Source organism: Pectobacterium peruviense (genome assembly GCF_002847345.1).
Classification (GTDB): domain Bacteria; phylum Pseudomonadota; class Gammaproteobacteria; order Enterobacterales; family Enterobacteriaceae; genus Pectobacterium; species Pectobacterium peruviense.
Map to the genome: position 1 here is coordinate 1 of NZ_LXFV01000052.1, position 313 is coordinate 313.

At 57.2% G+C, this 313-nt stretch carries 1 protein-coding gene; it reads right to left on the reverse strand.

Annotated features, from left to right (window positions below; all coding sequences use genetic code 11):
• A partial coding sequence (locus A0G03_RS20600) for an Ig-like domain-containing protein (protein ID WP_145951827.1) occupies window positions 1-313 on the reverse strand: 313 nt, incomplete at both ends.

Below are 313 nucleotides of genomic sequence, written 5' to 3' on the forward strand. Positions count from 1 at the left end.
CGAGTCGTCACGGTCGCACTCACATCACCGTTCGCGGCTAATACGGAGCCCGGAACATTGACGCTCCAGGTCTTGCCATCGGTATTCACCGTCGTCTGGTAGGTTTCCGTGCCGACTTTCACCGTCACCGCATCGCCCGCTTTGACATCGTTATCAACCTTACCGGTCACCGCAATCGTCTGACCGGATTCGGCTGCGTTAATCACGTTATCCGAGGTGACGTTATCGATAGAGATCGCCGCCGTTGGCGCCACCGTATCCACACCGTAAGTGTGATTCGTGTTGGCGGTGGTCACATTGCCTGCGGTATCGC